Genomic DNA, 24,595 nt, shown 5'->3' with positions numbered 1-24,595 from the left:
TATCGCGGCATGAATAAATCATGAAAAAAATGGACTTTATGAGGCCATAAATGCAAAAAGCACCGCATTGCGGTGCTTTTTTTCGGTGCCGGATTTGACTCAGGAGGGCACTTTTTTCAGCATTTCGAGGCCAATCTTGCCTTCTGCGATCTCGCGCAGGGCGGTGACGCCAGGCTTGTTCTTGCTTTCAATCTTGGCGGCGTGCCCCTGGCTGAGCATGCGTGCACGGTAGGTGGCAGCCAGAACCAGCTGGAAGCGGTTCGGGATTTTTTCGAGGCAGTCTTCAACGGTAATGCGGGCCATGGTGATCTCCGGTGTGATCGATAACGGGGAAAGCGGGTGAAATCAGGGAATTTGAAGGGCCTGGAAGGTTTCGGCGCGGGCTCGCCGCTGGGCCGAAAACTTGAGCCGTTGGGCATGCACAATGGTTTTCAGGTCGAAAACTGCCCGCTCAAATAACTCGTTAATTATAACGAAGTCGAATTCCCGGGCCTGGGCCATCTCGGTGGCCGCGTTTTTGAGCCGCAATTCGATGACTTCGGCACTGTCTTCGCCACGCCGCTGCAGGCGCGAGCGCAACTCTTCCCAGCTTGGCGGGAGTATGAAAATCAGCACCGCATTGGCAAAAATCCGTTTGATGTTGATCGCGCCCTGAAAGTCTATTTCCAGAATCACGTCGGCGCCGGTGGCGATTCGCTCCTCAATGGTCTGCCGCGAGGTGCCGTAGCGGTGGCCGTGTACATGTGCCCATTCCAGGAAGGAGTCGCGCAGCACCATGCCGTCAAAGTCCTCGGGCGAGAGAAAAAAGTACTCCCTGCCGTGCTTTTCCTGGCCGCGCGGAGGGCGTGTGGTGTGTGACACTGCGGGCTGGATGCGTGAATCCAGTTCAAGAAGGGCTTTGACCAGGCTGGATTTGCCGGCCCCGCTGGGGGCGGCTACAACAAAGAGGTTTCCGGGGTAGTCCATGCGTCCTGGGCGGTGATTTCGGTGTTTTAGGCTAGGGGCGGGGCTATTCGACGTTCTGGACCTGCTCACGGATCTGCTCTATCAGCACTTTCATGTCGACAGAAATGCGTGTCAGCTCGAGGGACGCCGATTTGGAGCCCAGTGTATTGGCTTCGCGGTGCAGCTCCTGGATCAGGAAATCCAGGCGCTTGCCCAGTTCCCCGCCGTTTGCCAGAAGGCGGTCAATTTCATCCAGGTGCGAGGAGAGGCGGGTGATTTCTTCCGCGACGTCAATGCGGATGGCAAAGGCTGTGGCCTCTGTCAGCGCCCGGTCCTGTGCAACTTCCGGCAGCGTGGCGCCGTCCGACAGCGCCATGGCTTCTTTCCAGCGTTCCAGGAAGCGGGTTTTCTGTTGCTCAACCAGTTTGGGCACCATGGGTACCGCCAGCGCTGCTAGCGCACGCAGCTGTCCCGTGCGGTCAAGCAGCATGTCGGCCAGCCGGGCGCCTTCGCGTTCGCGGGCCGCCATCAGCTCTTTCAAGGCCTTTTTGGCCAGCTTGAGCAGCTCATCGCTGTAGTCATGTGGTTTTTTGTCCTCATTGGTGGCGATCCGCAGAATATCTGCCACGCTGAGTGCGGGTGCCTGCGGCAGCCAGGATTTGATGCTGTCCTCCAGCGATCCGAGCCGTTGCAAGGTTGCCGAAGATGGCGCGCGCAGGGTGCCGGCCGAGGTACTTTCCAGCGAAACCCGCACTTCTACCTTGCCGCGCTTGAGCTTGCCGGTGAGCAATTCGCGCAATGCGGGCTCGGCCTGCCTCAATTCGTCGGGCAGGCGAAACGCCAAATCAAGAAACCGGCTGTTGACGGAGCGTATTTCGACGCCCAGACGGGAGCTGGCATCCGCGCCCGATTCAGTTTCCGGGGCGGATTGCGCCATGCTCGATTGCACGGCTGCATAACCCGTCATGCTGTAAACTGACATTTAAAAATACGCTTTACTAGAGAGAGAACAAGACCCAGACTGACCAAGTCATTCTGGCTCATCCCAAATTATGTCAAAGGTCAAGCCCGCACCATTGCCGCCCGACACCGTGATTGGTGGCTATCGTGTTGTGCGAAAGCTTTCAGCCGGTGGCTTTGGCGTAGTTTACTTGGCCGTCGACAACGAGGGCCAGCAGGTCGCCATCAAGGAGTACCTGCCGTCGTCCCTGGCTGGCCGGGCCCCGGGGGAATTGCTTCCGCAGGTCCAGGCTGAAAAGCTCTCGCTGTATCGTCTGGGACTCAAAAGTTTCTTCGAAGAAGGCCGTTCGCTGGCCCAGATTTCACACGGCTCCGTGGTCAGTGTGCTGAATTTCTTCCGTGAAAACGAGACCGTTTACATGGTCATGAATTACCTGGAGGGCGGAACCCTGCAGGATTTCATCATCACGGCCCGTGAGCTGAAAAAGCAGAAGGTTTTCCGCGAGTCGACCATCCGTTCGCTTTTCGACGAAATCCTTCGGGGATTGCGCATCGTGCACCAGCACAAGATGCTCCACCTGGACATCAAGCCCGCCAACATCTTCATTACCGACGATAACCGTGCCGTCATGATCGACTTCGGCGCAGCCCGAGAGGTGCTGAGCAAGGAAGGCAACTTCATCCGCCCCATGTACACCCCGGGCTTTGCTGCCCCCGAGATGTACCGCAGGGACTCCTCCATGGGTCCCTGGACCGATATCTATGCGATCGGTGCCTGCATTTACGCCACCATGCAGGGCTACCCCCCCAATGACGCGCCGCAGCGCCTTGAAAAAGACCGTTTGTCGCTAGCCCTGTCCCGTTTGCGTGGCGTGTATTCCGACAACCTGATTGAAGTTGTAGAGTGGTGCATGTCCCTTGACCCCTTGTCACGGCCGCAGTCGGTATTTGCATTGCAAAAAGAATTGAGCAGGGAAGGTGAGCGTCGTTACACCAAACTCACCGTCAGCGAAAAGGTTCGCCTTCAGTTTGACAATATGGTGTCTGACACGAAAAAAACAGCGCGCAAGGCCACTGGCTACGCGACTAAATTCAAATGAAATTCTCAGTCTTTCAGGTAAGCCGAAAAGGCGGGCGCGAGAAGAATGAAGACCGGATGGGCTATTGCTACACGCGAGAGTCGGGCCTGTTTGTGCTGGCAGACGGCATGGGCGGCCATCCTGAAGGCGAAGTGGCGGCGCAGCTTGCGCTGCAGACCATTTCCGCGCTGTACCAGAAAGAAGCGCGCCCTGTCATTGAAGACACCACCGAATTTCTTTCCACCGCGCTGATGGCGGCGCACCACCAGATCATTCGCTACGCCAGCGAAAAAGGCATGCTCGACACGCCCCGCACCACGCTGGTCGCGGCGATTTTGCAGGGCACCGGAGCCACTTGGGTCCATTGCGGCGATTCACGCCTGTATGTGGTGCGAGACGGCGAACTGCTGACACGTACCCGCGACCACTCCTACCTGGAGCAGCAGAGCGCCGGCGTCATCAAGCTCGAACGCATCAACCGCAACATCCTGTTCACCTGCCTCGGTTCTCCTACAAAACCTGTTTTTGACGTTGCCGGGCCCGTGACCCTGCAGCAGGGCGACAAGCTGCTGCTCTGCTCCGACGGTCTCTGGGGCAGCCTGAGTGACGAGGAAATTGTCCGCCAGCTGGCCGGCAAAGGGGTTTCGGATGCCGTCCCCGACCTGGTTGAAAATGCCTTGCGTACCGGCGGCGAACACAGCGACAACGTCACCGTGCTGGCCATGGAGTGGGAAACGCCTGACGCCTTCGAATCCACCCGGGGGGTGTCTACCGACAGCATCATGGACGGCGTTTTCGCCTCGACCATCCAGGCCGGCGTGCTGGATACCGTGGTGGACGACCTTGACGAAGCGACCATTGAACGCTCCATCGCTGAAATCAACGAAGCCATTCGCCGCTCAGCCGCAAGAAAAGCCTGATACCCCGGGTTAGCCGTTTCGGTGGCTGCGCCTTCGGCGCCGCTTGCCTCTCCCGTTTCCGCTCCATTCCAATTCCGTTCCCCCTCAATTCCGCCATTCAATCCGGCGCCTTGCCAGAAAGCCATCCACCATGAGTCAGTTTGAACGAAGCGGCGCGCGTGCGGCCGACGCCCTGCGCCCCGTGCGCATCACCCGCCACTACACGGCCTACGCCGAAGGCTCGGTGCTCATCGAGTTCGGCGGCACCAAGGTGCTCTGCACCGCCTCCGTTGAAGAAAAAGTGCCCGGCCACAAAAAGGGCAGCGGCGAAGGCTGGGTCACCGCCGAATACGGCATGCTGCCCCGCGCCACGCACACCCGCGGAGACCGCGAAGCCGCCCGCGGCAAGCAAAGCGGCCGCACCCAGGAAATCCAGCGCCTCATCGGCCGGTCGATGCGGGCGGTGTTTGACTTGAAGAAACTCGGCGAGCGCACCATCCATCTTGATTGCGACGTGATTCAGGCTGACGGCGGCACCCGCACCGCCAGCATCACCGGCGCTTTTGTGGCTGCGCAGGACGCCGTTAATACCCTGCTGGCCAGCGGCAAGCTCCAGCAAACCCCCATCATCGACCACGTCGCGGCAATTTCGGTCGGCATCGTGCGGGGTACGCCCCTGCTGGACCTGGAATACACCGAAGACTCCGCCTGCGACACCGACATGAATGTCGTCATGACCGGCGCCGGCAACTACGTGGAAGTGCAGGGCACCGCCGAAGGTGCGGCGTTCTCGCGCAAGGAAATGGACGCGCTGCTGGTTCTGGCCGAAAAAGGCATCGTCGAACTGGTCGGCATGCAGAAACAGTCGCTATCAAATTAATAGCTGCTCGCGCAGACCCCTATTGGCCTGGAGCCATTTTTTGCTTATGAAAATCGTACTTGCGTCGAACAACCAGGGCAAACTCGCCGAGCTCAAGGCCATGCTCCTTCCCCTGGGCCTGACGCTGGTCAGCCAGGCCGAGCTGGGCCTGCCGGAGGCTGACGAGCCCTTTCGCACCTTTGTGGAAAACGCACTTGCCAAAGCCCGCCAGGCGTCGCGCCTCAGTGGCCTGCCCGCGCTGGCCGACGACGCCGGTTTGTGCGTGGATGCCTTTGGCGGCCTGCCCGGCGTGGACACCGCGTTTTACGCCACGCAGTTTGGCTATGCCAAGGGCGACGACAACAACGTCAAAGCCTTGCTGGAGCAAATGGCCGGCCTGACGCAGCCCGCCCAGCGTCGCGCGGCGCTGGTTAGCACCCTGGTGGCGGTCCGGTCTGCAGAAGACCCGGAGCCACTGATTGCCTCAGGCCGCGTGGCCGGAGAAATCGCACCCGCGCCCGTCGGCAGCAACGGCTTCGGTTTCGACCCCGTGATGTACATCCCCGAGTTCGGCCAAACCTTTGCACAGTTGCCCGTTGAGGTAAAAAACGCCAACAGCCACCGCGGCAAGGCCGCACGGCAAATGATCGAACTCATGCGTGAGCGCTGGCTGTAACCACTCTTCCTTTTATGGCCCAGCAAGACATCCAGCACTACATGCGCAGCGGCACGCTGCAGCTGGCCGCGTTGCCGCCGCTGTCGCTGTACGTGCACCTGCCCTGGTGCCTCAAGAAATGCCCTTATTGCGACTTCAATTCGCACGAGGTCGCGGGCGAAATGCCAGAGCAGCGCTACATCGACGCCGTAGTGGCCGATCTGGAGGCCGCGCTGCCCCTGATCTGGGGCCGCATGGTCCACAGCATTTTTATTGGCGGCGGCACACCCAGCCTGTTTTCGCCGCAGGCCATAGACCGCTTGCTTGCCGACATCCGCGCACGCCTCAGGCTTGAAGCCGACTGCGAAATCACGCTCGAAGCCAACCCCGGCACCTTTGAAAAAGACCGCTTCAAGGCCTTTCGCAGCGCCGGCGTCACACGCCTGTCCGTCGGCGTGCAGAGCTTTGACGACAAACACCTCAAAGCCCTCGGCCGCGTGCACGACCGCGCCCAGGCCATCGCCGCGGTAGAAGAAGCCGCACAAGCCTTCGACACCTTCAACCTCGACATCATGTACGCGCTGCCAGGCCAGACCATGGAAAGCCTGGAGCAGGACATGCGGCAGGCGCTGGCGCTGCAGCCCCCGCACATCTCGATTTACCACCTGACCATCGAGCCCAACACCTACTTCGCCAAATTCCCGCCCGTGGTGCCTGAAGAAGACACCGCCTACGCCATGCTCGACAAAATCACCGAGATCACGCAGGCCGCCGGGTTGCAGCGCTATGAAGTGTCGGCCTACGCCAGGCCCGGCCACCGCTGCTTTCACAACCTCAACTACTGGCAGTTTGGCGACTACCTCGGCATAGGCGCCGGCGCCCACAGCAAGCTCAGCTTTGCGCACCGCGTCGTCCGGCAGGTACGCTTTCGCGAGCCCAAGCTCTATATGGAAAAGGCCCTGACCGGCGAAGCCGTCACGCAAGAAACAGAAGTCAGCCGCGCCGACCTGCCTTTCGAATTCATGCTCAACGCCTTGCGCCTGCGCGACGGCTTCAAGCTGCAAGACTTCACCGAAAAAACCGGCCTGCCCGTCACCGCCATTCAGCGCGGCCTTGAAGAAGCCGAACGCAAGGGCCTGATCGAACGAGACTTCGTACGCGTCAAGCCCACCGAGCGCGGCTTTGATTTTTTGAACGACCTGCAGACATTGTTTCTGGCCGACTAGCGCCCACGTCAACGCCCAACGCCAACGTCAACGTCAACGCAACATCCCGTCTACAAAATCTATGGAAACACCAGCCGTTATTTTTCTGGTTATCAGTTGCGCCGTCAGCTTCGCGCTGGGCCGGCTGTTTGTGCACTTCCGCGACAAAAAGCGCAAAGAAAAATCACAGGCCCGCGAAGCCGAAGCATTGCGCAACCGCCCCCCAGAACCCGAGTCCCTCAACAAGGCCAAGCGCAAGCGCCAGCTTCAGCAGCTGGAAAAAGAAGAAGCCAAAAGCCGCAAGCGCTGACTGGCCTCCACAGCGGTTTGTTTAACCGCAGCTCACGTGCGTCACGCGCCCGGCATCATCCACAGTCAGGCTTAGCCGATCAGCATTGAACTCCATCGTCACAACCTGCCCGGGCTTCAGCACCCGGACGGTTTTGGTGCCGGCGCGTGTGCGGGCTTCTTCTTGAAGCGCTGCGCTCACATTGCGGCCCACGGCGAATTGGGCTGGTGCGGCGTTGCAAGCACCGCTTGGCGGCGCAGATGCTGGCGTTGATGCCGCGGGGCCTCCGCACGCGGAGAGGGCTATCGGCAGCGCTAGTGCAAGAGCGTTGAGAAAATGCGTGCGCATGGCAAGGTCCTTTCGTCGAAGTGTTTGGAGCTTACCTCGCGATACTCTGCTACATGTGGAGGTGAAGCGAAAGTCCGCACCAGAAAACGCAGTTAGGTGCGGGATCAATTGACATTGACCGGTCGCTGTTTGACAAGCCTCGACCCCTTTTTGTATTAATGTTAGACATCTCATACTTTCTGACGCTGTACATGTAGTGCGATGACAACGTACCTGTTAGTTCTGACAGGGGTGCGCGAAGAAATGCATCGTAGGATTGCACGCCTAAGAAAAAATGAGCTCATCAAATCGAGCCAACGCTGGTGAGCGTAAAAAATAAGAGAAATGCAAGGGGGTGAGATGAGGGAGAGCTACAAAAATAGTGGCCGCGTAAAGCCATGTCAAAGCGCAGAAGGATACGCTCAGATCTTTTCTGACCGTCTGCTTGCCGACGGGCCTTGCATTTTCGTGCGCGAACGGTTGGCTCAGGCCGAATGCGCTAGCGCAAGTGACGCCCGCGACAACAGCCTTGTTCCCAACCCGCCACCTCCTGGCTATCGTGCATGGCTTGGCATCGCTATTGCTGCAATCACATTTCATGCGGCAGTCAGCGCGGCCCCTCAGGCCAACGATAGCCCAGTCAACGAGCCGAAAGCGATTATTGAGGCCTTAATTGGACGTGATTTCAAGGGCATGTTTCGCTACACCAGCGGCAGCGATCTCATTGAATACAGGCCTCTCTTCGAGTCCTATCCGCCCTACGGCATTGAACAGTTAAAAGTGCCAGCCGGTAAGACCACCACGCGGGAGGTGACGCCGACCTTCGGCAAGTGCACGCAGGAAATGCTGGTCAAAGACATCAAAGTCACCAAAGTGCAATATGCACAAGACCCGACCCCTCCCGTTAATCAACCCAAGGCCTTGCCTTATGAGGTGTATGTAACTGTTGAGGCTGAAGTGCTGGCTTTGCGGCTTTTCAATTCTGACAAAGTTCCAGCCGACAGGCGTTGTTCATGGTTAGGTCTCGAGGTCAAGAATACGCAAACAGGAAAACGCGAAGCGTATCTGGACAACGCAGATGACGGTGATGCATTGCTGAAGATGATGAAACAGTTTGGCACCGTACAGGGCGAATATGTGGTGATCGATCCACATCGCCGGCAGTGGAGCTATGGCATCAGTCTGTTTCTTCCCAGAAGCGGCAACGGTCAATATCGCCACTATGACCATGAGCAACGTAAGTATGTGGATGCAGTGGAACCGAGATGGTTGATTCAGGATCCGTTTCCACCGCGAGCAGTTTACTTGGGGGCTGCAATTACGCGAATTGTGAAGTCAATTGAAAATCATCAAAGTCTTGCGCGTGGATATTGCACAAACGAAATTGAACGTGCCACTGGGAAGAAACCTCGGCAAGTGGATTTTCAGCATCCCGCCTGTGCCATTCGTTCAATTGGGCAGCGCGACCTCGACATAGCCCGTCGCTTTGACGCGGACTTAGAAGTTCTTCGAAAAATCAAATAAGGTTTGAGTAGATGAGCGACATCATTACCAACGCGAATCGCTATAACACCGGCAATACCTTTCGTAGCGACAGCACAGGAAGTACCCGTGGTAATGTGCGCAACAGCACCGGCACGGCAATAGGTTTTGATTGCTCCGGTCTGGTCTATCACGTCTTACGCGAATCCGGGTACAACGTTCCTTACGCGACCTCCGCGGTGATGACTAATCCAGCAACTTTCGATGGTAGTTGGGCAAGCGTCGTCAATCCCGAGACCGCTACCGTCAAGCCCGGAACCTTAGTCTACTTTAGTGGACACGTTGGCATTGTTCAGTCATATGACCCTGTGACGAAGACCGGAGAATTTCTGTCGATGGCTGGCGGCAACAACATAGGAAAGCTGAAGCCAACTGAGCCGTTCACCACCGATGAAAAGATCAACCCAGGCATCCACTGGGGTGGTTCCACTACCTTTAAAGGTTTCGCTGAAGTTAAACCCGAGCTATACGACCGAACCCTCGATCAGCACCTCAACGGTGCAAATCCCAATGCGCCAGTATTCAATATTCCCGAAGCCGGCAACGCTGGCTTCATCACTTTACCCGGGAACGGTGGTTTTCCAATAGTAAAAGGCGCCGCCGATCTCAGTGCCCGTGTTGACGTCGCAGCGGCCAGCAGTGGTATTACGCCACCACTCCCTATCGATCTGCCCAATGCGAATACGGCATTTGCCACTACCCTAGCTGCGCTCGAATCCAGCGGTCAACCTAACAACGGCTATGGCGGTTGGGCGCAGGACGGCCAAGGCATAGGCGCTATTGGCCGCTACGGATTTCGCGCCACTAGTCTCAAGGCTATCGGCTGGATGGACACTGATGGCAATTGGACCGACAAGGCCCGCTCCAACGGGGTGAGCAACCCAGAGAGTTTTCGTGACAACCCAACAGCGCAGGAGGCCGCGCGAGTCGAATACATGGGCAAGCTCAAAAGCGAGCTAAAGGCCAACGGTTCGTGGGAAATGATTGGGCAAACTGTAGAAGGACACATTGTCACGGAGGCCGGACTGATAGCGGCTGGATGGAAAGAGGGGGCGGGTGCCGTCCTAAAGTTCTTTAGCGGCGATTCCACTAACGCGAATGCCGACATCAATATCATGTTTCGCTTGGATCGATTCGCACAGTCGTCGTTGCCCGGCGACACGGCGGGGCGAGACAGTTCCCCCACGAGTGGAGTGCATCCGTTGGCGCAGCAAGCCGGGGGCGATTGGGAAGACCGTACGGTTTATGACTTGATGACTGGTTTGCCTGTTGGCCCAGAAAGCAATGTCTGGATCACGGATTCAATCAACGCCTCAACGATTGCAGCACCAGCCACCTCGACATCTTCGCCAGTTGCGGCCAATGCGTTAGCCCTGGTCCTAAATCGTGACGTCATACATCACGAAGATGGTTCAATCACACTTGGCTTCATTGCGAAAGCGGACAGCGCCAACGGCAGCATCAAAAAAGGTGACATTGTTAGCGAGGTTTTTGATCCTAAAGGCAAACTCGGCTATTTCAGTGTGAGCCACACCGAACGGGGTGAAACCACGGTGATGGAAAGCGTCCTCAACCCTGCCGATGGTGAAGTTGCGACCACATTTAGTCACTGGGTCGGCAACACTTTGCAATTCCAAGGGCAGTGGGATCTAGCGGGAAATCGTGTGGGTGACCGTTATACGGTGGGTGGCACTACCTACACGCGTAGCATCGGTCCAGAAGGACAGACCCAATGGCCTGACCCAAACGGCTTGAATACAGAGGAGCGTCTCCAGCAAAGCTTTGATCAGGAAGCGCAGCGTCTATTCAATTTGCACCCAGGTGCCAGCGCAGCGGAAATCACCAGTTTTCGTGCTTTGAGCGTCGACGAGCTTAGAGCCATTGAAACCGGCCTGAATCAGGCCGCTACAGCAGAGCCCGGTTCGGTGTACGCTGATGCTGGGACTCACACCGACAACGCTGTGGTTACTGATGGTGGTCACGGTGTAGACGAACCACTCAACGTCGTCGATATTCCGGCCTCCCACTTAGCCAGCCACTTTGCCGGCGGTCACAGTGGCGGAGCATACGGCGAGGGTCAGTTAGCCGGGCTGGACGTGCTGCCCTTCAACGACACTAGCAGCTTCCTCGTCAACGCCGATGGTGACATGGTGGGCGAAGTCACCCGATTGTCGAACGGTTGGGTACAGGTTAAAGACATTGGAGGGGAGAGCGTTTACCTCAACCCCCGGGCGGCATCCGGTGACCCAAATGCCATCGTAAGCGCCCAGCAATACCAAGACGCACAAGAGCAGGCCGAAGTTAGCCAGGCAGCCAGCGCCATCGGCCTGATGAACAGCATCATCGGCTTGCAGCATTGGGACGACATGGGCGACTTGCAGCGGCTTGCCGCGGTAAGCAGCATTTACAACGCACTAGACAAGATGAGCGGCGGCGGTGCCTTGCCCGGCGACTTGGGAACGGCTGCTGGCGTGCTGGGTTTGCTCAGTGCCTTGGACCAAGGCAATGCCGGTGGTGCCTTGTACAGCGGGCTCAGCCTTGTAGAGAGCCTGACGTCCACCGCAGGCATAGCCAACAGCGGGTTGATTAGCCAAAATTTGGGCGGTAACTTCCTGCCTGCTCTGGGCTTTGTGCTTGCGCTGGATTCGGGCGATCGAGTCAGTATCGCTTCCAGCGGACTGAGCCTCATGAGCAGCTTGGGCATGATAGGGCCTTGGGGCGCGGTGGCTGCTGTTGTCCTCACCCTCTTGGGCGGCCTGTTTGCCGACGAACCCGATATCCCCATGCGCGAAGGCCTGGCCCATGCCGAATGGGACGGAGCAGGCAATATCCTCGTCGTCACTGATCAGGACACGGAAGGCGGCGGCGCTACTGCCACAAGCTGGATGCAAAACCTGGTCGATGGCCTGCAAGCTCAATTGGCCAACACCCGTGACCAGGCAGGCAACAGCTGCGCTCTAATTCCCAATCTGCTGCCCGCTATAGGCTATCAGTACGACCCCGATGGCTTCAATCTGGCCAACGGTGCCAAGGGATTTGTGTACCTGAAGTGGACCGATGAGAATGGCCAATCTCAGATTCGTTACTACGATGGCGAAGGTAGCCGGGGCGATGGTACGAGCGAAACCCTGGCCGGGGACTTCATGCAGCATGCTCAGGGCGCGATTGCTCCGACGTGGCAGGTCCAGACCGTGCTGGCACATTACCAGCAAAGTCAGGGCATCCACTTGCCTGCTGCGCAGGCAGGCTTGCCACAAGAGCTGGCCGACGGCGTCCACCAGACACTGCAAGCTCTCACACTCGCGCTGCCGGTTGAGCCCGCCCTTCAAAACGCCCTGATAGATATCGATGGCGACGGCTATCTGGAGCGCAGCCAGTGGTTGGCCACCAACCAAAGCGCGTTGGCGATAGATGTCAACGGAGATGGTGTCATTGGTGCGGGTGAGCTCCTGAATCTGAGCGGCTCGGCCCTGAGCAGCTTGAACTGGCTGGATACGAATAGCGACAAGTTTCTTGATGTGAGAGATCCGGCATTCGCTGCATTGCGCTTATGGATAGACGTTAACGCCGACGCAAGCAGCGAGGGCGAAACACAGACTTTGACGCAAGCAGGTATCGCTGCTATCGACTTCAGCGGCAGTTCACCCCGGATCATCAAGGTTGATGGTAGCCGCGTCGCTCTTACAGCGCAGACCTTGACCGGCGACATTTTGGGCGTGGCATACCAGTCCGTCACGGGTGGCGTATTGCAGCTGGACGAACAGGCGAATGCCCCGGCTATTGCCACATTGCATGCGGTCAACACCCGAACCTTTGATGGCGATGCGGCGCACACGCATGGCGGGGATATAGATACTGATGGCACGAATGACCGCCAAACGGTGCTGGTTGACGCCCAGGACAGCCGTTTGTCTACCACGACGGCTCGTACACTGGCCAACCGAACAGGTAACCCGCTTGGATTCGTACCTTTTGGAGCGGTCACTACGTTGCAAGCCCAGCGGGAAGCCACGGCAGCGATGATTCGCAGTGCAGACGGCAGCATGTTTAGTACGGCGACCGGTATCACGCCTTTGGTCGCCTTGGCACTGGGTGCAAGTGCGGTGCAATGGCCAACGGTGGTTTCTGCGGAGTCGTTGCCAATAGACAGCAGTTTGGCTGGCGCGGCCATCGAAGCGGCATTGACTGGCTTGGACCCGAATGTGCCGTCCGCCTCTGTGTCAGGCAACACGCCGTCGGGCTCAGGTCCGACTGTTCCGGCAGACCCGGCGCACGTCGATTTGTCGTCATTGCAGCTCGGTCGCGTCATTTCAGACGTGCACCTCAAAAATAGCGAGGAAGGGCAGTTGACGGGCGATATTTATGCGTTAAATCAGGCTCTAGCCCAAGAAATACAGGCGCAAGCAGCTATCAATTCAATAGCGAGTTCTGCTGAATCGAACTGGACATCCTCAGCTGCACATACTGCGGGATTGATCGCCACTGTGATGGGTGCCGATGTGCTACTGGCCTATCCCGAAGTCAAAGGTGAGCTAATCGCCGGCACCGAAGACATCGGACTGCGCCTCACTGCCGAAACCTTGCTTGCCAACGACAGCACTTTGAACGCGGCAAGTTTCTTGAACAGGCCCATGCTCAGCATTAGCGCTGTGGGTAACCCAAGTCATGGTCAGGTTGCGTTGCGTATCAACGAGACTGGCGGCATCGAAGTGGTCTTTATTCCGGAGACCAACTACTACGGAAGGGCTAGCTTTTCCTACACGGTGACAGACCAGTACGGCTTGAGCACGGTGGCCAACGCTACGCTGGAGATCGTCAGTGTCAATGATGCCCCTACTGCGCGGGATGACACCGCCGTCGGTAACGAAGACAACACACTGATGTTCAACGTTGCAGACCTGCTGGCTAATGACTTTGATGTGGACACAGCTCGGGATGGTGATGTGTTGCACGTCACGCGTGTCGGTTTGGCTGAGCATGGCCAGGCCTTTCTTCAAGCCGATGGCATGGTGCGCTTCGTTCCCGATCTCAATTACAACGGCCCGGCCCAGTTCAGCTACTGGGTGGGTGACCGCAGCGATGCTCTGATCGCTGCAGGTCAGGGCCTTGAATCCCAGGCGACCATGTGTCTGACGGTGTTGCCCGTCAATGATCTGCCCGTGGTCGCGGGTGAGAGCATTGCAAGTGACGAAGACGTGGTTCTCAATATCAACCCTGCCTTGTTGCTAGCCAATGACACTGACGTGGACATGGCCACCAACGGGCAGGTGCTGAACATCAGCGCGGTAAGTGGTGCGCAGCATGGCGCGGTGGCCTTGCTGGCCGATGGAACGATTCAGTTCACGCCAGAACAGGACTATTTTGGCCCGGCCAGTTTTGTGTACGTAGTCGATGACGGCAACGGTGGGCAGGTACAAGGCACAGCGATGGTGAATCTGGCATCGGTCAACGATGTCCCCGTGGTCAACAACGAATTGCTGATGGGCAAGCGCGACGCGACCTACACCCTGAGCCAGGCAGCGCTGCTGGCCAACGACACGGATCGGGAGACTCCGACCGGCTTGAGTATCGTGGCAGTACAAGGGATGATCCATGGCAGTGCGGTTCTCAATGCAAATGGGTCGGTGACCTTTGCGCCGACGCCGGGTTATGCGGGGCGGGGGCAGTTTCAGTACGTAGTGCAGGATGCGGACGGCGGGCAAAGCGTGGGTACAACGGAGATTGACTTTTCGGCAATCAATGTGAATCCTTTGGCGGTAGACGACAGTTTTATCGGATTTGAAGATGTTGTGTTTGTTATCCAGCGCGGCCAACTCGTGGCCAACGACTCAGATCCGGATGCGAGTGGCTTGGCCAACTTGACGGTGGATGCCGTGCGTAACGCCAGCCATGGCACAGTCACTTTGCAGGCAGACGGCAGTGTGCGGTTTCAGTCCAGTTCCAACTTTTTTGGCACAGCCACTTTTGAGTACAGAAGCAATGATGGAGAAGGTGGTCAGACTTGGGCAACTGCTTATCTGAATGTGCAATCGGTTAACGATGCACCCGTCATCGAAGACATATGGTATGGCCGACCAATTTACGGAGCCACGGTGCAAAACGTTTACGGCGTGGATGAAAGCGGCGCCACCGTGGTAATCGGTCAGGCGACGGTGCTGGTTTACTCAGAAAGTCAGGCACGCTCACTGTTGGGCAGTGGCCTGCTTATTGGATCTGGCGGTAGCACCTACCTCAACGGTCACCTGCGCCCAGTCGGTTTTGATAATCAGGATGCAACGTTTACGAGTGGCGAATCGGGCTATCTGGACGATGATCCGTATCGTCAAAACGGCGGTGTGGTGGCTTTTGACCCGGACGGAAATTCAGATCAACTTAGTTTTGGACTGAGTGCATCGGCACAGCATGGCCATGCCTGGGCCAACCTGTACACAGCGGCAAACGCGCCGGACTCGATCGATCACACCCAGGCTGGCTCCTATTGGGTCAGTGAGACGGGCGCGTGGCAGTATTACAGCCAGCGAGGCGATGGCTACAGCGGTGCTGATCCCTTCAGCATCAATGTGACTGACAGCGGCGGTGCCGGTACCACCGTTGCCATCAATACCGTGCATATGGGTTCTAACGCAAGTGGTGGAGGCGGCGGTAAAAAGCCTGTCACGCTGGACCTGAATGGTAATGGCTTGCAATACGTGGGCCTGGACGATTCCAAAGCCTATTTCGATGTTAATAGCGACGGCTGGCGAGAGCACTTGGCGTGGGTGTCGACCGACGACGGTTTGTTGGTGCGTGACATAGGCGCCGACCGGGTGATTGATCGTTTTGATGAAATATCTTTTACAAGCTACCTCGCCGGTTCGCGTACTGACCTGGAAGGCCTTGCCACTTTTGACAGCAATGGCGACGCCTTGCTGAGCCGGTTGGATGCACGTTGGCGGGAATTCGGGGTTTGGCAAGATGCTGATGGCAATGGCGTGAGCTCTCTGGGCGAGTTTCATACCTTGGACGAAATCGGCATCACTCAAATTGGTCTCACAAGCGACCATCAAATCCGGCAGTTGGACGGTGTCACTGAGCTGGGGCAATCTCGCTTTACGTGGTCGGATGGTCGCACGGGTGCTGTGGGTGATGTGGCGTTTGCGGTTGATGAAACCGCTCGCTTGCCAGGTACGTTAGCGGCTATGAATGCTTCTGAGGCTGGTCGCGCTTCGACGGCGGCCGCTATCGCACAGCCCAATGGTGATGCTATTTCGGTTGCGCTGGTCGAACCTGTTGCGACCTCTGTAGTGGCTGTGCCGCTCACGCCAGAGCATATGGCCTTGCTGATGGTGCAAATGATAAACACTGTTACTGGAGCCCAAGACACAACACCGTTGATCAGCATTGAAGCGATTGACGGTCAAGATTCGCATGACGCCCTGCTGGCTGCTCAGGTGCAGTGGGAGCAGGCTGCGCAATCGCCGGTTGTTCAATTGCATGGATCTGCCGCGTGAAAATCGCACCACCTACATTGGGCGACATTCCGCAATTGGTGGAGCTTGGGCGGCTTTGCCATGTGGAAAGCCGGTTTTCGCGCTTGTGTTACGAAGATGAGCGTGTGGCGCAGAGATTTGCCCACATGGTTGAGAAACCGTTGTCCACCACGTTCTTTGTGGGTGCGCGTCATAGCTCTGGCGGGATGCACGGCTTGATGATTGGCAGCATCGACGAGTATTTTTTTTCCCACGAGCGAATCGCTTCGTCAATTTTTTTGTTGGTGCACCCTCAGCATAGAGGGGGCTTGGCTGCCATCAAGATGGTGATGGCCTTCCGCGCCTGGGCACATGCCCGGACTGCTGCGGAAATGTATGTTGGCATAGCCAGCGGTGTAGCAATGCAGAGAACTGGTCGCTTTTTGTCCAAACTTGGGTTAGAGCTCAGCGGCGGTAACTACTCAGCATGGCTGCCTGCGAAATCCAGCGAAACGGGGACGCCTGCAGTCCTCTAAATCCGCTAGGCCCAAGTAGCGTCTTTGAAATTTTCTTTCTATAGCTTTGCCTCGATCGTCTTCCTCCTTTCTCGAAACACTGCGTGACACCCAACACTTACACCATCGTCTCCAACCCGGCAGAGTCGGCCCAGGTGGACTCCGTAGATTTCACAAAATCGCAAGATACGACGAAGGCGTTGCATAACCTGATTGCATCGTTCTTGCACCTTGTAGGTGTTAACGCCGATGTAGCGCGGCTGGCGCAACATCATGCTTGGCCCGTGGACGGTCCGGATAGTGCTGCATTGGTTCAAGCCTTGCAAGGCTTGTCACTGGAGGTCATCCATCACCGAACCTCCATCGGCAAGTTGGTTCGCGGCCCGCTTCCCGCGCTGACGCATGATATTGATGGAGGTTGGCTGCTGATAGGCCATGCCGATGCGCATAACGTGGTGGTTCAAGCCAGCGGTGCTGCGCAGCCACAAAAGTTGACATGGATCGAGTTTGGCCAGCGGATGACTCAACAGGCCGCAAAGGCTGCTCAGATTGAATGGATCACGGCGCGTTCACAGGCAGCGGGAATGGTGCCTGGCAGTCATGGTGCCGGCTTGGGTTTTGGAGTCGGCTGGTTCTGGACATCGCTGAGTCAGTACAAGCAGGTGCTCGGCGAGGTTTTGCTTGCATCTTTCTTTATCCAGATATTCGCACTCCTCACCCCCTTGATATTCCAGGTGGTGATTGATAAGGTGCTTACGCATCGTTCGATGACCACGCTGGATGTAATGGTGGTTGCCCTGTTGGGGGTGGGGCTCTTCGAGGTGGTGCTCAGTGCCATGCGGCATTACCTCTTTACCCATACAACGAACCGAGTTGATGTGGAACTGGGAGCCAAGCTATTTCGTCACCTGCTGCATCTGCCGCTGTCTTATTTCGAGTCACGTCGTAGCGGCGATACAGTGGCAAGGGTGCGGGAACTGGAGAACGCGCGCAATTTCATGACAGGCAGCGCGTTGACCAGTTGGCTGGACCTGTTCTTTGCGATGGTGTTCTTGGGCGTCATGTTTTATTACAGTGTGGCGCTCACTCTGATCGTGATTTGCTCTTTGCCGGTGTTTTTTGTCGCGTCTTGGCTGATCACGCCGCTTATGCGCAAGAAGCTGGAAGACAAGTTCGCGCTGGGTGCCGAAAATCAGACATTTCTTGTGGAAACCGTCACTTCCATGGAAACACTCAAGAGCCATGCCGTGGAAGGTGCATGGCAGCGGGATTGGGAGCGGCGACTGTGTGACTATGTGACGGCCGCTTTTGAAGCGGGCCATTTGGGCAATGCCACCAACCAGTTTATCGGCCTGGCCAGCAAAGTATTGACGGTAGTGCTGTTGTACTTTGGTGCCAGGCTGGTGATTGACGGTGACATGACGGTGGGTGGCCTGATCGCTTTCAATATGTTGTCGGGCCGTGTCAATGCGCCCATCCTGAAGCTCGCTTCATTGTGGCAGGACTTTACCCAAATGAAGGTCAGTATCAAGCGCCTGGCCGACATCATGAATGCCACCCCCGAACCCGTGTTTCAGCCAGGCCGTAGTACTCCGCCAGCATTGGAGGGTAGGGTGACATTCGAAAATGTTTCGTTTCGCTATACCCAAAATGCTCCGGAGGTGCTGGGCGACGTGAGCGTGGATATCCGTCCTGGTGAGATCGTTGGAATTACGGGCATTTCTGGCGCGGGCAAGACCACCTTCATGCGGTTAGTGCAGCGCCTATATCTCCCCGAGAAGGGCCGGGTCTTGCTTGATGGCATGGATCTAAGCGTAGTGGACACCGCCTGGCTACGTCGGCAGATCGGCGTAGTCGGGCAGGATACGGCCTTGTTCAATCGTTCCGTGCGCGAAAACATTGCGCTAGGTAATCCGGCTATTGCCATGGACGCTGTGATGGAAAGCGCCCGACTGGCCGGCGCGCATGAATTCATTCTGCAGCTGCCCGAGGGCTATGACACGGTGATCGGCGAGCGAGGAAGCAAGATCTCGGGTGGTCAGCGCTCGCGTATCGCTATTGCGCGTGCGTTGGTGGGTAACCCGCAAATCCTGTTGTTCGATGAAGCCACTGCGGCTCTGGATTACGAAAGCGAGCGAGTTATTCACGACAACATGGCTCGTATTTGTGAGGGCCGCACGGTATTTATTGTTGCGCACCGCTTGTCCACCTTGCGGATGGCCCACCGGATTCTGGTGCTGGACCGAGGCCGTCTTATGGAGACTGGCAACCATCGCGAGCTCATGAACGTCAATGGTCGCTACGCCTCGCTGTATCAAGCGCATCAGGTGCTGGAGGCTGCATGAAGAACAAAAGCACAGCTGGACATGTCATGTTCAGCACGGCAGCCATTGCGATGCGGCAACAGCCTCCTGCCAAAGTGGCACGTATGATCACTCTGGCCATTTGCACCATGGCGGCTGCGACGCTGGCTTATGCCTGCCTGGTCTCGATGGATATTGTGGTTACGGCACAGGGGCGCATCAGTGCGTCGGGCAAGAGCAAGGTCATACAGCCGTTGGAAGCCGGTGTGGTTAAGGTGATTGCGGTCAAGGATGGACAGCTCGTCAAAGCTGGAGACTTGCTCCTGGAGCTGGACGCCACCGCAACCCTGGCTGACCGTGATCGGTTGCAGCGCGAATTCTGGGAGACCCAGGCGGACGTGGCGCGACTCAATGCCTTGCTGTCGGGCAAGGACACTTGGGCCGAAACACGCGATTTGCCGGCTCCGATGCTTGCCAATCAGCAGGCAGTACTGGCTAATCGGCGCAGTGAGCAGGATTCACGTGTGGCCGCATTGGATGCTGACGTTGCAAGGCGTACGGCGGATCGCGAGGCCATTTCGGCGAATATCGCGCAGTTGCAGAATAGCCTGCCGCTGGTACGGAGAAAGCACGAAATGCGCGAAGAGCTGGCCAGCACGGGTCATATTGCGCAGACGGGCTTGATTGAAACCCGGCTTGAACTCCTCAACATGGAAAAGGATATCTCCGTGATGGGCAAGAGGTTGAATGAATCAGCAGCGAGCCTTAATGCATCTGTCCAACAGCGCAAACAGGCACAGGCCGAGTTTCGTGCCCGGGCCAGCGCTGAATTGGTGGACGCCATTCGCAAGCATGATGCGGCTCGCCAGGAGTTGATCAAGGCCACGCAGCGGCGCGACCTGCAAACGCTGCGCAGCCCGATTGACGGTGTGGTACAGCAGCTGGCAGTCACGACGGTCGGTGGCGTGGTTACTCAAGCGCAGGCGCTCATGACCATCGTGCCCCACGACGCCCTCCTGGAGGTCGAAGCTCAGGTCATGAACCGCGACATCGGTCATGTCAAAGTCGGCCAGCGTGTGATCCATAAGGTAGAGACCTTTGACTTCACCCGCTTTGGATATATAGAAGGCACCGTGCTGTGGGTTGGCACCGATGCGATGGCTGACCCCAAGCTTGGCCCGATATATCCGGTGCGTATCAAGTTGAACACGATGGAGACACCGAGTGTTGTGAATGGTTTGCACGGAGCCGTTACCGCTGGCATGAGCGTGACATCGGATATTCGTACTGGCGAGCGTCGCATGATTGAGTATTTCATCTCACCCATGCTGCGCTATAAGCAGGAGTCTTTGCGTGAAAGGTGATGTGCTCCTGTGCATGCCAACCTGTCTAACGCGTCATTGGTTGAGTATTGCTACTTTTCTTATTAGACCTGTGTTCGCCACATTTTTTCTTCTATCGTCGTTTAATGTTCAGGCCGCCAATTTGTTGGCGGTTTATCGCAAAGCGCAGGAGCGCGACCCGACCTACCGGGGAGCGGCCCATGCCCTGCAAGCGGCGCGTGAGCGCGTACCCCAGGCGCGTGCTGGGCTGCTTCCCGCAGTGAATTTGATCGGCTCCACCAGCAAGCAGTCGGGACAGGCTGCTTTCAGTGAGGCTCCTTATATAGATCGCAATGTGCGCAACCGGAGCTGGAATCTGCAACTGACGCAACCGTTATGGCGCGCAACCAGCTGGATGGCCTTGAGCCAAGCAGAACAGCAGGAGATATTGGCCGAGGCGCAGTTTCGACAAACCGAGCAAGAGCTGATTGTGCGAACGGCTCAAGCTTACCTGGATGTATTGGTTGCGCAGGAGGCCGAGCGCGTGGCGCGTCTGCAAATCAGCGCTGTCGAGCTGCAGCTGGGTTTGGCGCGCCGTAACTTTGAGGTAGGTACGGCAACGGTGACAGACGTGCATGAGGCCAAGTCCCGGTTAGATCTGTCAAGGGCCCAAGCAGTTGCCGCTGCCAGCGATATGGAAAACAGACGTGCTGAACTCGCGCGTATCCTGGGCGACTCTGAAGTCCGTCTGGCGCGCCTGCGTGATGGTGGTCGGTTGCCGGGTATACAACCAGTGACAGTTCAGTCCTGGGTAGACAGTGCCCGTGAACAATCACTGCAAGTCCGAGTCGCTTTGACTACCTTGGAGGTGGCTGACCGTGAGATCGATAAAAGCCGGGCAGCCCATTCACCCACACTCGATCTGACAGCCGGTTATGGCAACAACTACGCTTCGGGGAGCATCTCTTCTCCGGCAGATATTGCAACCCGTACCCACTCAGGTCAGGTTGGTTTGAACTTGACCATCCCGCTCTTTGCCGGTGGCGGAGTGCAGGCACGCGTGCGGGAAGCCATTGCCTTGAAAGAGAAAGCAAGCGAAGACCTGGAGGTGGCCCGTCGGCAGGCAATTACCCAAGCACGGCAGGCGTTTACCGGTGTCGTCAACGGTGCGGCGCAGGTCGACGCATTGGAATCGGCCATTTCTTCCAGTAAAAGCTCGCTTGATGCCAACAAGGTTGGATATCGTATTGGTACGCGTATCAATATCGATGTGTTAAACGCCGAGCAGCAGCTTTATGCCGCCCAACGTGACTGGCACAAGGCGCGTGCGGAAACCTTGATGCAAGGGCTGCGTTTGAAAGCCTCCAACGCTACGCTGGGTGAAACGGATTTGCAAGCTATTAATGATTTGCTGGAGACAGAACCATGACTGAGACCCCTATCGCACCGGAAGAATTGGCTGAGATCGCCCAGCTTGCTAAGAACCAGGCTCATAAGGTGCTTGCGAAGATTCCGCTATTGGGTCCTGTGACATGGCTCATGATGCAGCAGTCTGCCAGCCGACACACGCTGCTCAGTGAGTTGGAGTGGCGTGTTATGCCGGCGCTCATCCTTGATCAGGCCAAGCTCTATATGAAAGATGAAGCGCCCGTGGCGTTTGCGTCCTGGGCACGGCTTAGCGAAGTGGTGGCACAACGTTACATGGGTGCTCCTCATCAACTCGCCTTGACGGACTGGAACTCAGGTGATCAGATCTGGTTGATCGATGTATTTACGCCGTTCGGCGGTGCGCAAGATGTTCTCAAAGATTTACGCGAAAAAGTGTTCGAGGGAAAGGCCGTACGCCAGTTGGTACCGACGGCTCCCACACAAGCCAAGGTGTTGATGTGGGCTGCGATAGGTGCGGCGTCAAGCCACTAGGTTAAGGTTTGCGTAGGTGGAAACTCTCGAAGGACTCGACCTTCACACGCCGAAAGATCTGAAACTATAGACGCGCCTCAGGAGTCTTTTGCCAAGAGGCGAAGCAGCGGCTTCGCTGCGCTTGGTGTCACGTCGCCTGCGAGTGCCGGGTCTGCCCCGGTTTGAGAGGCACTTGTGGGAGGGTTTTCAATACAGCGACAACCGGGTCATCCCGGTTTTCCCTTGTTGATTGACCAGCACTCTTCAGCCCCCGCTCAGAGAAGCGAGGATGCCCGAGCAAGAGGAGGTTTTTAACCTCCCTCGTTCATTACTTCCTTTTGGAGATTCACATGAGTGCCGCTATTGCCGAGGCCGTTGCTGTTGTTGTGGGTGCAGGCGTGTCGCATGTGAAACCGGTGCACGAAAAATGAAGACCGGCCCGATCTGACCTCTTCACCATCAGCAAGGACTTCTTTTCCTCAATGCATTGATCATATACAACCAGGGCAGCAGCCACATTGCAGAATAAACCATGAATGCCCGTGGGATTGGGTCAGACGAAAGAAGACTGGGTCCAAGGTAAGCCGTATAGAAATCGACACTCCAAAGCACGTTCAGCACACCGAGGAGCGGAGCCAGCGCCACCACCCATGCCCCGGACACCTTTGCCCCTTTCATAAATAGGAGTAAAGCGATTGGTACTGCCGCGCCAACAATGGGAGTCCAGAGTAAAAGTGAATCAAGAGCGCGCAGGGGAGAACCCCATCCACCCAGTGCTAATGCTGCCGGCCAACTCACGAGTCCAATACCAATCGCCAACACGATTCCGACAATTCGCATAACGCTCGTCCCCTTCATTTAGGGCATGGTATCGCACGCGATATTCCGGTCGGTATTCAAACGTGAGTCTTCGCCGGGAAAGTGCTGGACTACTTGTCCGTGCTCGTTGCCATGCTAAAGCTCTTTCTCGATTCTTCTCCGAGCCGTTTCGATTCCCTCTCGATCAATATCGTCAGCTATCTGCTCCACGTAGGACAGCCAGGCTTGAAACGCCAGCCATTGCTCGCATGAGTACGGCTGGGCAGGGTCCCAGCGGTGCTCTGAATTCTCCAATGCACCCAACACAGCACTAGCTGCGTCGCATAGCCAGGGTCCACCGTCGTCGAGGCCTCGAATGAGCCAGGCGGGAAAGTAGTAGTGCATGGCTTCCGCTGAAAGAAGCGGCATATCCCACACGTGGCTTTGAAATAACTTCTCCGGCACTTCAGTCGCAGAAAACGGCGCGAGATCATCGGCAAGTTCGGCGCATTCCTGGTAAATGTGAGGCGCAATTTCGTCACGCGCAGGGCGGAGTACCGATGCAAACGCGGCCAGGATTTGTTGTTGTAACTCTAGTGCACTCATGAGCTTGATAGTGAAAATGAATGGGCCACCAACACCCGCGGCGAGACCGCCGTATCCCGTTGTGGATCGGAGTTGAGTGAGCCGTTAGAACGAGCGGGGCCCCACAGGGCGCGAAGCGGCCTTTGGAACGTCCGCTCGATGGAGGGGTTAGGCCGTGCCACCGGACACAACCTTCCTCGCATATGACCACGCCTGCTCGGCTTGCTGCAGCACAACAGGGTCCTTCGCGTCGAGAACATACTCGACGACCGCACCGATCCAACCGACGTTTTCATCACCGATGTGGTAATGGGCGAGATAGCTGGATACCCGGTGGTGCGCCTCGTTCAGCCGGCGTACTAATTCAACGGTTTGCTCGGGAGCTCCCTGACTGTGACAAAGAACTCGAATGGCGATGGTGAGGTTGTGGCTCAGCGAAGAGAGGAATCGAGCTCGCTCAGCCGGGCTTAGCGACTGCAACCAACCTGTCTCGCTTTGGATGGAGGCGTTCACGACCTGTTAGACCTCATGGCGCGCGCGTGTGGATCACCCGGAAGCTCCCAAACTCGGACACGGTGGAGTGGATGGGCGCAGCCGAACTGTAGGCCAGCTCGATTGCGTCCGGTCGTTGCCACCGGACAACCACTTCCGGCTCGCGCACGGAGGCGCCGACCAATGAGCCGTGACGCTCGAAGGAAACCAGCAAGTTTCCGGGCGCGTTCGGCAGCATTTCACTCGCGCCTACAAGGGATACATGAGTCGTTCACGCGACCGTTGCAGAACAACTGCGCTCGAACACCACCAACTTCCACAACTGATCAGGTGACGGGATCTCCCGAAGTCGGGAGTTTTCGCAGGACTCAAGCAATGGCCAGGCGAGGAGAGCGGCGCCAGCAATGACGGGAACGGCGAGCCATCCAAGGAGTACCCGTGGGGTGCGGTGCAATCCGGCAGCGGCTGTGAGC

The 24,595-nt window shown here is 57.2% G+C and carries 19 protein-coding genes; 13 read left to right on the top strand and 6 right to left on the bottom strand.

Features of this window, described 5'->3' with window-relative positions; translation table 11 throughout:
• Positions 1-99 precede the first annotated feature (99 nt).
• The 3 genes from rpoZ to AC1DZE_RS02305 are packed head-to-tail and all read right to left on the bottom strand — an operon-like array spanning position 100 to position 1,927.
• The gene (gene rpoZ / locus AC1DZE_RS02315) at positions 100-303 is read right to left on the bottom strand and encodes a DNA-directed RNA polymerase subunit omega (RefSeq protein WP_011482283.1); all 204 of its coding nucleotides are present in this window, start codon (positions 301-303) and stop codon (positions 100-102) included.
• A 42-nt stretch (positions 304-345) separates the two neighbouring features.
• Positions 346-966 carry a guanylate kinase gene (gene gmk, locus AC1DZE_RS02310; protein WP_477651217.1) on the bottom strand — a complete coding sequence of 207 codons (621 nt, stop codon included), beginning with the start codon at positions 964-966 and terminating at the stop codon, positions 346-348.
• Between the two features lie 43 nt (positions 967-1,009).
• Entirely contained in the window at positions 1,010-1,927 is a 918-nt protein-coding gene (locus AC1DZE_RS02305) for a YicC/YloC family endoribonuclease (protein WP_477668271.1), read from the bottom strand.
• 70 nt (positions 1,928-1,997) lie between these two features.
• Here AC1DZE_RS02305 and AC1DZE_RS02300 point away from each other — a divergent pair, with 70 nt between their 5' ends.
• From AC1DZE_RS02300 to AC1DZE_RS02275, 6 genes are all read left to right on the top strand, one after another.
• A complete protein-coding gene (locus AC1DZE_RS02300; protein ID WP_457282180.1) occupies positions 1,998-3,005 on the top strand; it encodes a serine/threonine protein kinase in 1,008 nt (335 codons plus the stop codon).
• The gene (locus AC1DZE_RS02295; RefSeq protein ID WP_457282179.1) at positions 3,002-3,904 is read left to right on the top strand and encodes a PP2C family protein-serine/threonine phosphatase; all 903 of its coding nucleotides are present in this window, start codon (positions 3,002-3,004) and stop codon (positions 3,902-3,904) included. The genes AC1DZE_RS02300 and AC1DZE_RS02295 overlap by 4 nt, the downstream gene beginning before the upstream one ends.
• Before the next feature lie 130 nt (positions 3,905-4,034).
• Complete coding sequence (gene rph, locus AC1DZE_RS02290; protein WP_477668270.1) at positions 4,035-4,763, top strand: ribonuclease PH; 729 nt, start codon at positions 4,035-4,037, stop codon at positions 4,761-4,763.
• A 46-nt stretch (positions 4,764-4,809) separates the two neighbouring features.
• The gene (gene rdgB / locus AC1DZE_RS02285; RefSeq protein WP_477668269.1) at positions 4,810-5,418 is read left to right on the top strand and encodes an RdgB/HAM1 family non-canonical purine NTP pyrophosphatase; all 609 of its coding nucleotides are present in this window, start codon (positions 4,810-4,812) and stop codon (positions 5,416-5,418) included.
• A 14-nt stretch (positions 5,419-5,432) separates the two neighbouring features.
• Positions 5,433-6,623: a radical SAM family heme chaperone HemW gene (hemW, locus tag AC1DZE_RS02280; RefSeq protein ID WP_477668268.1), complete on the top strand. Its 1,191-nt coding sequence runs from the start codon at positions 5,433-5,435 to the stop codon at positions 6,621-6,623.
• Between the two features lie 61 nt (positions 6,624-6,684).
• On the top strand, positions 6,685-6,912 hold the full coding sequence (locus AC1DZE_RS02275) for a hypothetical protein (RefSeq protein WP_477668267.1): 228 nt from the start codon (positions 6,685-6,687) through the stop codon (positions 6,910-6,912).
• Positions 6,913-6,933: 21 nt separating this feature from the next.
• On the opposite strand, the gene AC1DZE_RS02270 is transcribed toward AC1DZE_RS02275, so the two are convergent.
• Positions 6,934-7,239 (bottom strand): I78 family peptidase inhibitor, encoded by a 306-nt coding sequence (locus tag AC1DZE_RS02270; RefSeq protein ID WP_477668266.1) that lies wholly within the window; start codon positions 7,237-7,239, stop codon positions 6,934-6,936.
• 339 nt (positions 7,240-7,578) lie between these two features.
• Between AC1DZE_RS02270 and AC1DZE_RS02265 the strand changes: the two genes are divergently transcribed.
• The 7 genes from AC1DZE_RS02265 (at position 7,579) to AC1DZE_RS02235 (ending at position 22,268) form a co-directional block, all read left to right on the top strand.
• Positions 7,579-8,742, top strand: coding sequence for a hypothetical protein (locus AC1DZE_RS02265; protein WP_477668265.1), 1,164 nt, complete (start codon positions 7,579-7,581; stop codon positions 8,740-8,742).
• A gap of 11 nt (positions 8,743-8,753) precedes the next feature.
• On the top strand, positions 8,754-16,250 hold the full coding sequence (locus tag AC1DZE_RS02260) for a tandem-95 repeat protein (RefSeq protein WP_477699741.1): 7,497 nt from the start codon (positions 8,754-8,756) through the stop codon (positions 16,248-16,250).
• Positions 16,247-16,744: a hypothetical protein gene (locus tag AC1DZE_RS02255; RefSeq protein ID WP_477668263.1), complete on the top strand. Its 498-nt coding sequence runs from the start codon at positions 16,247-16,249 to the stop codon at positions 16,742-16,744. The genes AC1DZE_RS02260 and AC1DZE_RS02255 overlap by 4 nt, the downstream gene beginning before the upstream one ends.
• A gap of 83 nt (positions 16,745-16,827) precedes the next feature.
• The gene (locus AC1DZE_RS02250) at positions 16,828-19,068 is read left to right on the top strand and encodes a type I secretion system permease/ATPase (RefSeq protein WP_477668262.1); all 2,241 of its coding nucleotides are present in this window, start codon (positions 16,828-16,830) and stop codon (positions 19,066-19,068) included.
• On the top strand, positions 19,065-20,390 hold the full coding sequence (locus AC1DZE_RS02245; protein WP_477668261.1) for an HlyD family type I secretion periplasmic adaptor subunit: 1,326 nt from the start codon (positions 19,065-19,067) through the stop codon (positions 20,388-20,390). Before AC1DZE_RS02250 ends, AC1DZE_RS02245 begins: the two co-directional genes overlap by 4 nt.
• Positions 20,380-21,777 carry a TolC family outer membrane protein gene (locus AC1DZE_RS02240; RefSeq protein ID WP_477668260.1) on the top strand — a complete coding sequence of 466 codons (1,398 nt, stop codon included), beginning with the start codon at positions 20,380-20,382 and terminating at the stop codon, positions 21,775-21,777. The genes AC1DZE_RS02245 and AC1DZE_RS02240 overlap by 11 nt, the downstream gene beginning before the upstream one ends.
• The gene (locus AC1DZE_RS02235; RefSeq protein ID WP_477668259.1) at positions 21,774-22,268 is read left to right on the top strand and encodes a toxin-activating lysine-acyltransferase; all 495 of its coding nucleotides are present in this window, start codon (positions 21,774-21,776) and stop codon (positions 22,266-22,268) included. The genes AC1DZE_RS02240 and AC1DZE_RS02235 overlap by 4 nt, the downstream gene beginning before the upstream one ends.
• A gap of 933 nt (positions 22,269-23,201) precedes the next feature.
• Here AC1DZE_RS02235 and AC1DZE_RS02230 read toward each other — a convergent pair.
• Both AC1DZE_RS02230 and AC1DZE_RS02225 read right to left on the bottom strand, forming a co-directional pair.
• A complete protein-coding gene (locus AC1DZE_RS02230; protein WP_477668258.1) occupies positions 23,202-23,651 on the bottom strand; it encodes a hypothetical protein in 450 nt (149 codons plus the stop codon).
• Positions 23,652-23,798: 147 nt separating this feature from the next.
• On the bottom strand, positions 23,799-24,143 hold the full coding sequence (locus AC1DZE_RS02225; protein ID WP_477668257.1) for a hypothetical protein: 345 nt from the start codon (positions 24,141-24,143) through the stop codon (positions 23,799-23,801).
• Between the last annotated feature and the right edge of the window lie 452 nt (positions 24,144-24,595).

The sequence above is a fragment of the Polaromonas sp. P1_F1 genome, assembly GCF_056405795.1.
The sequence above is the reverse complement of the archived record's forward strand: the minus strand, read 5'-3'. Positions and strand labels throughout refer to the sequence as shown.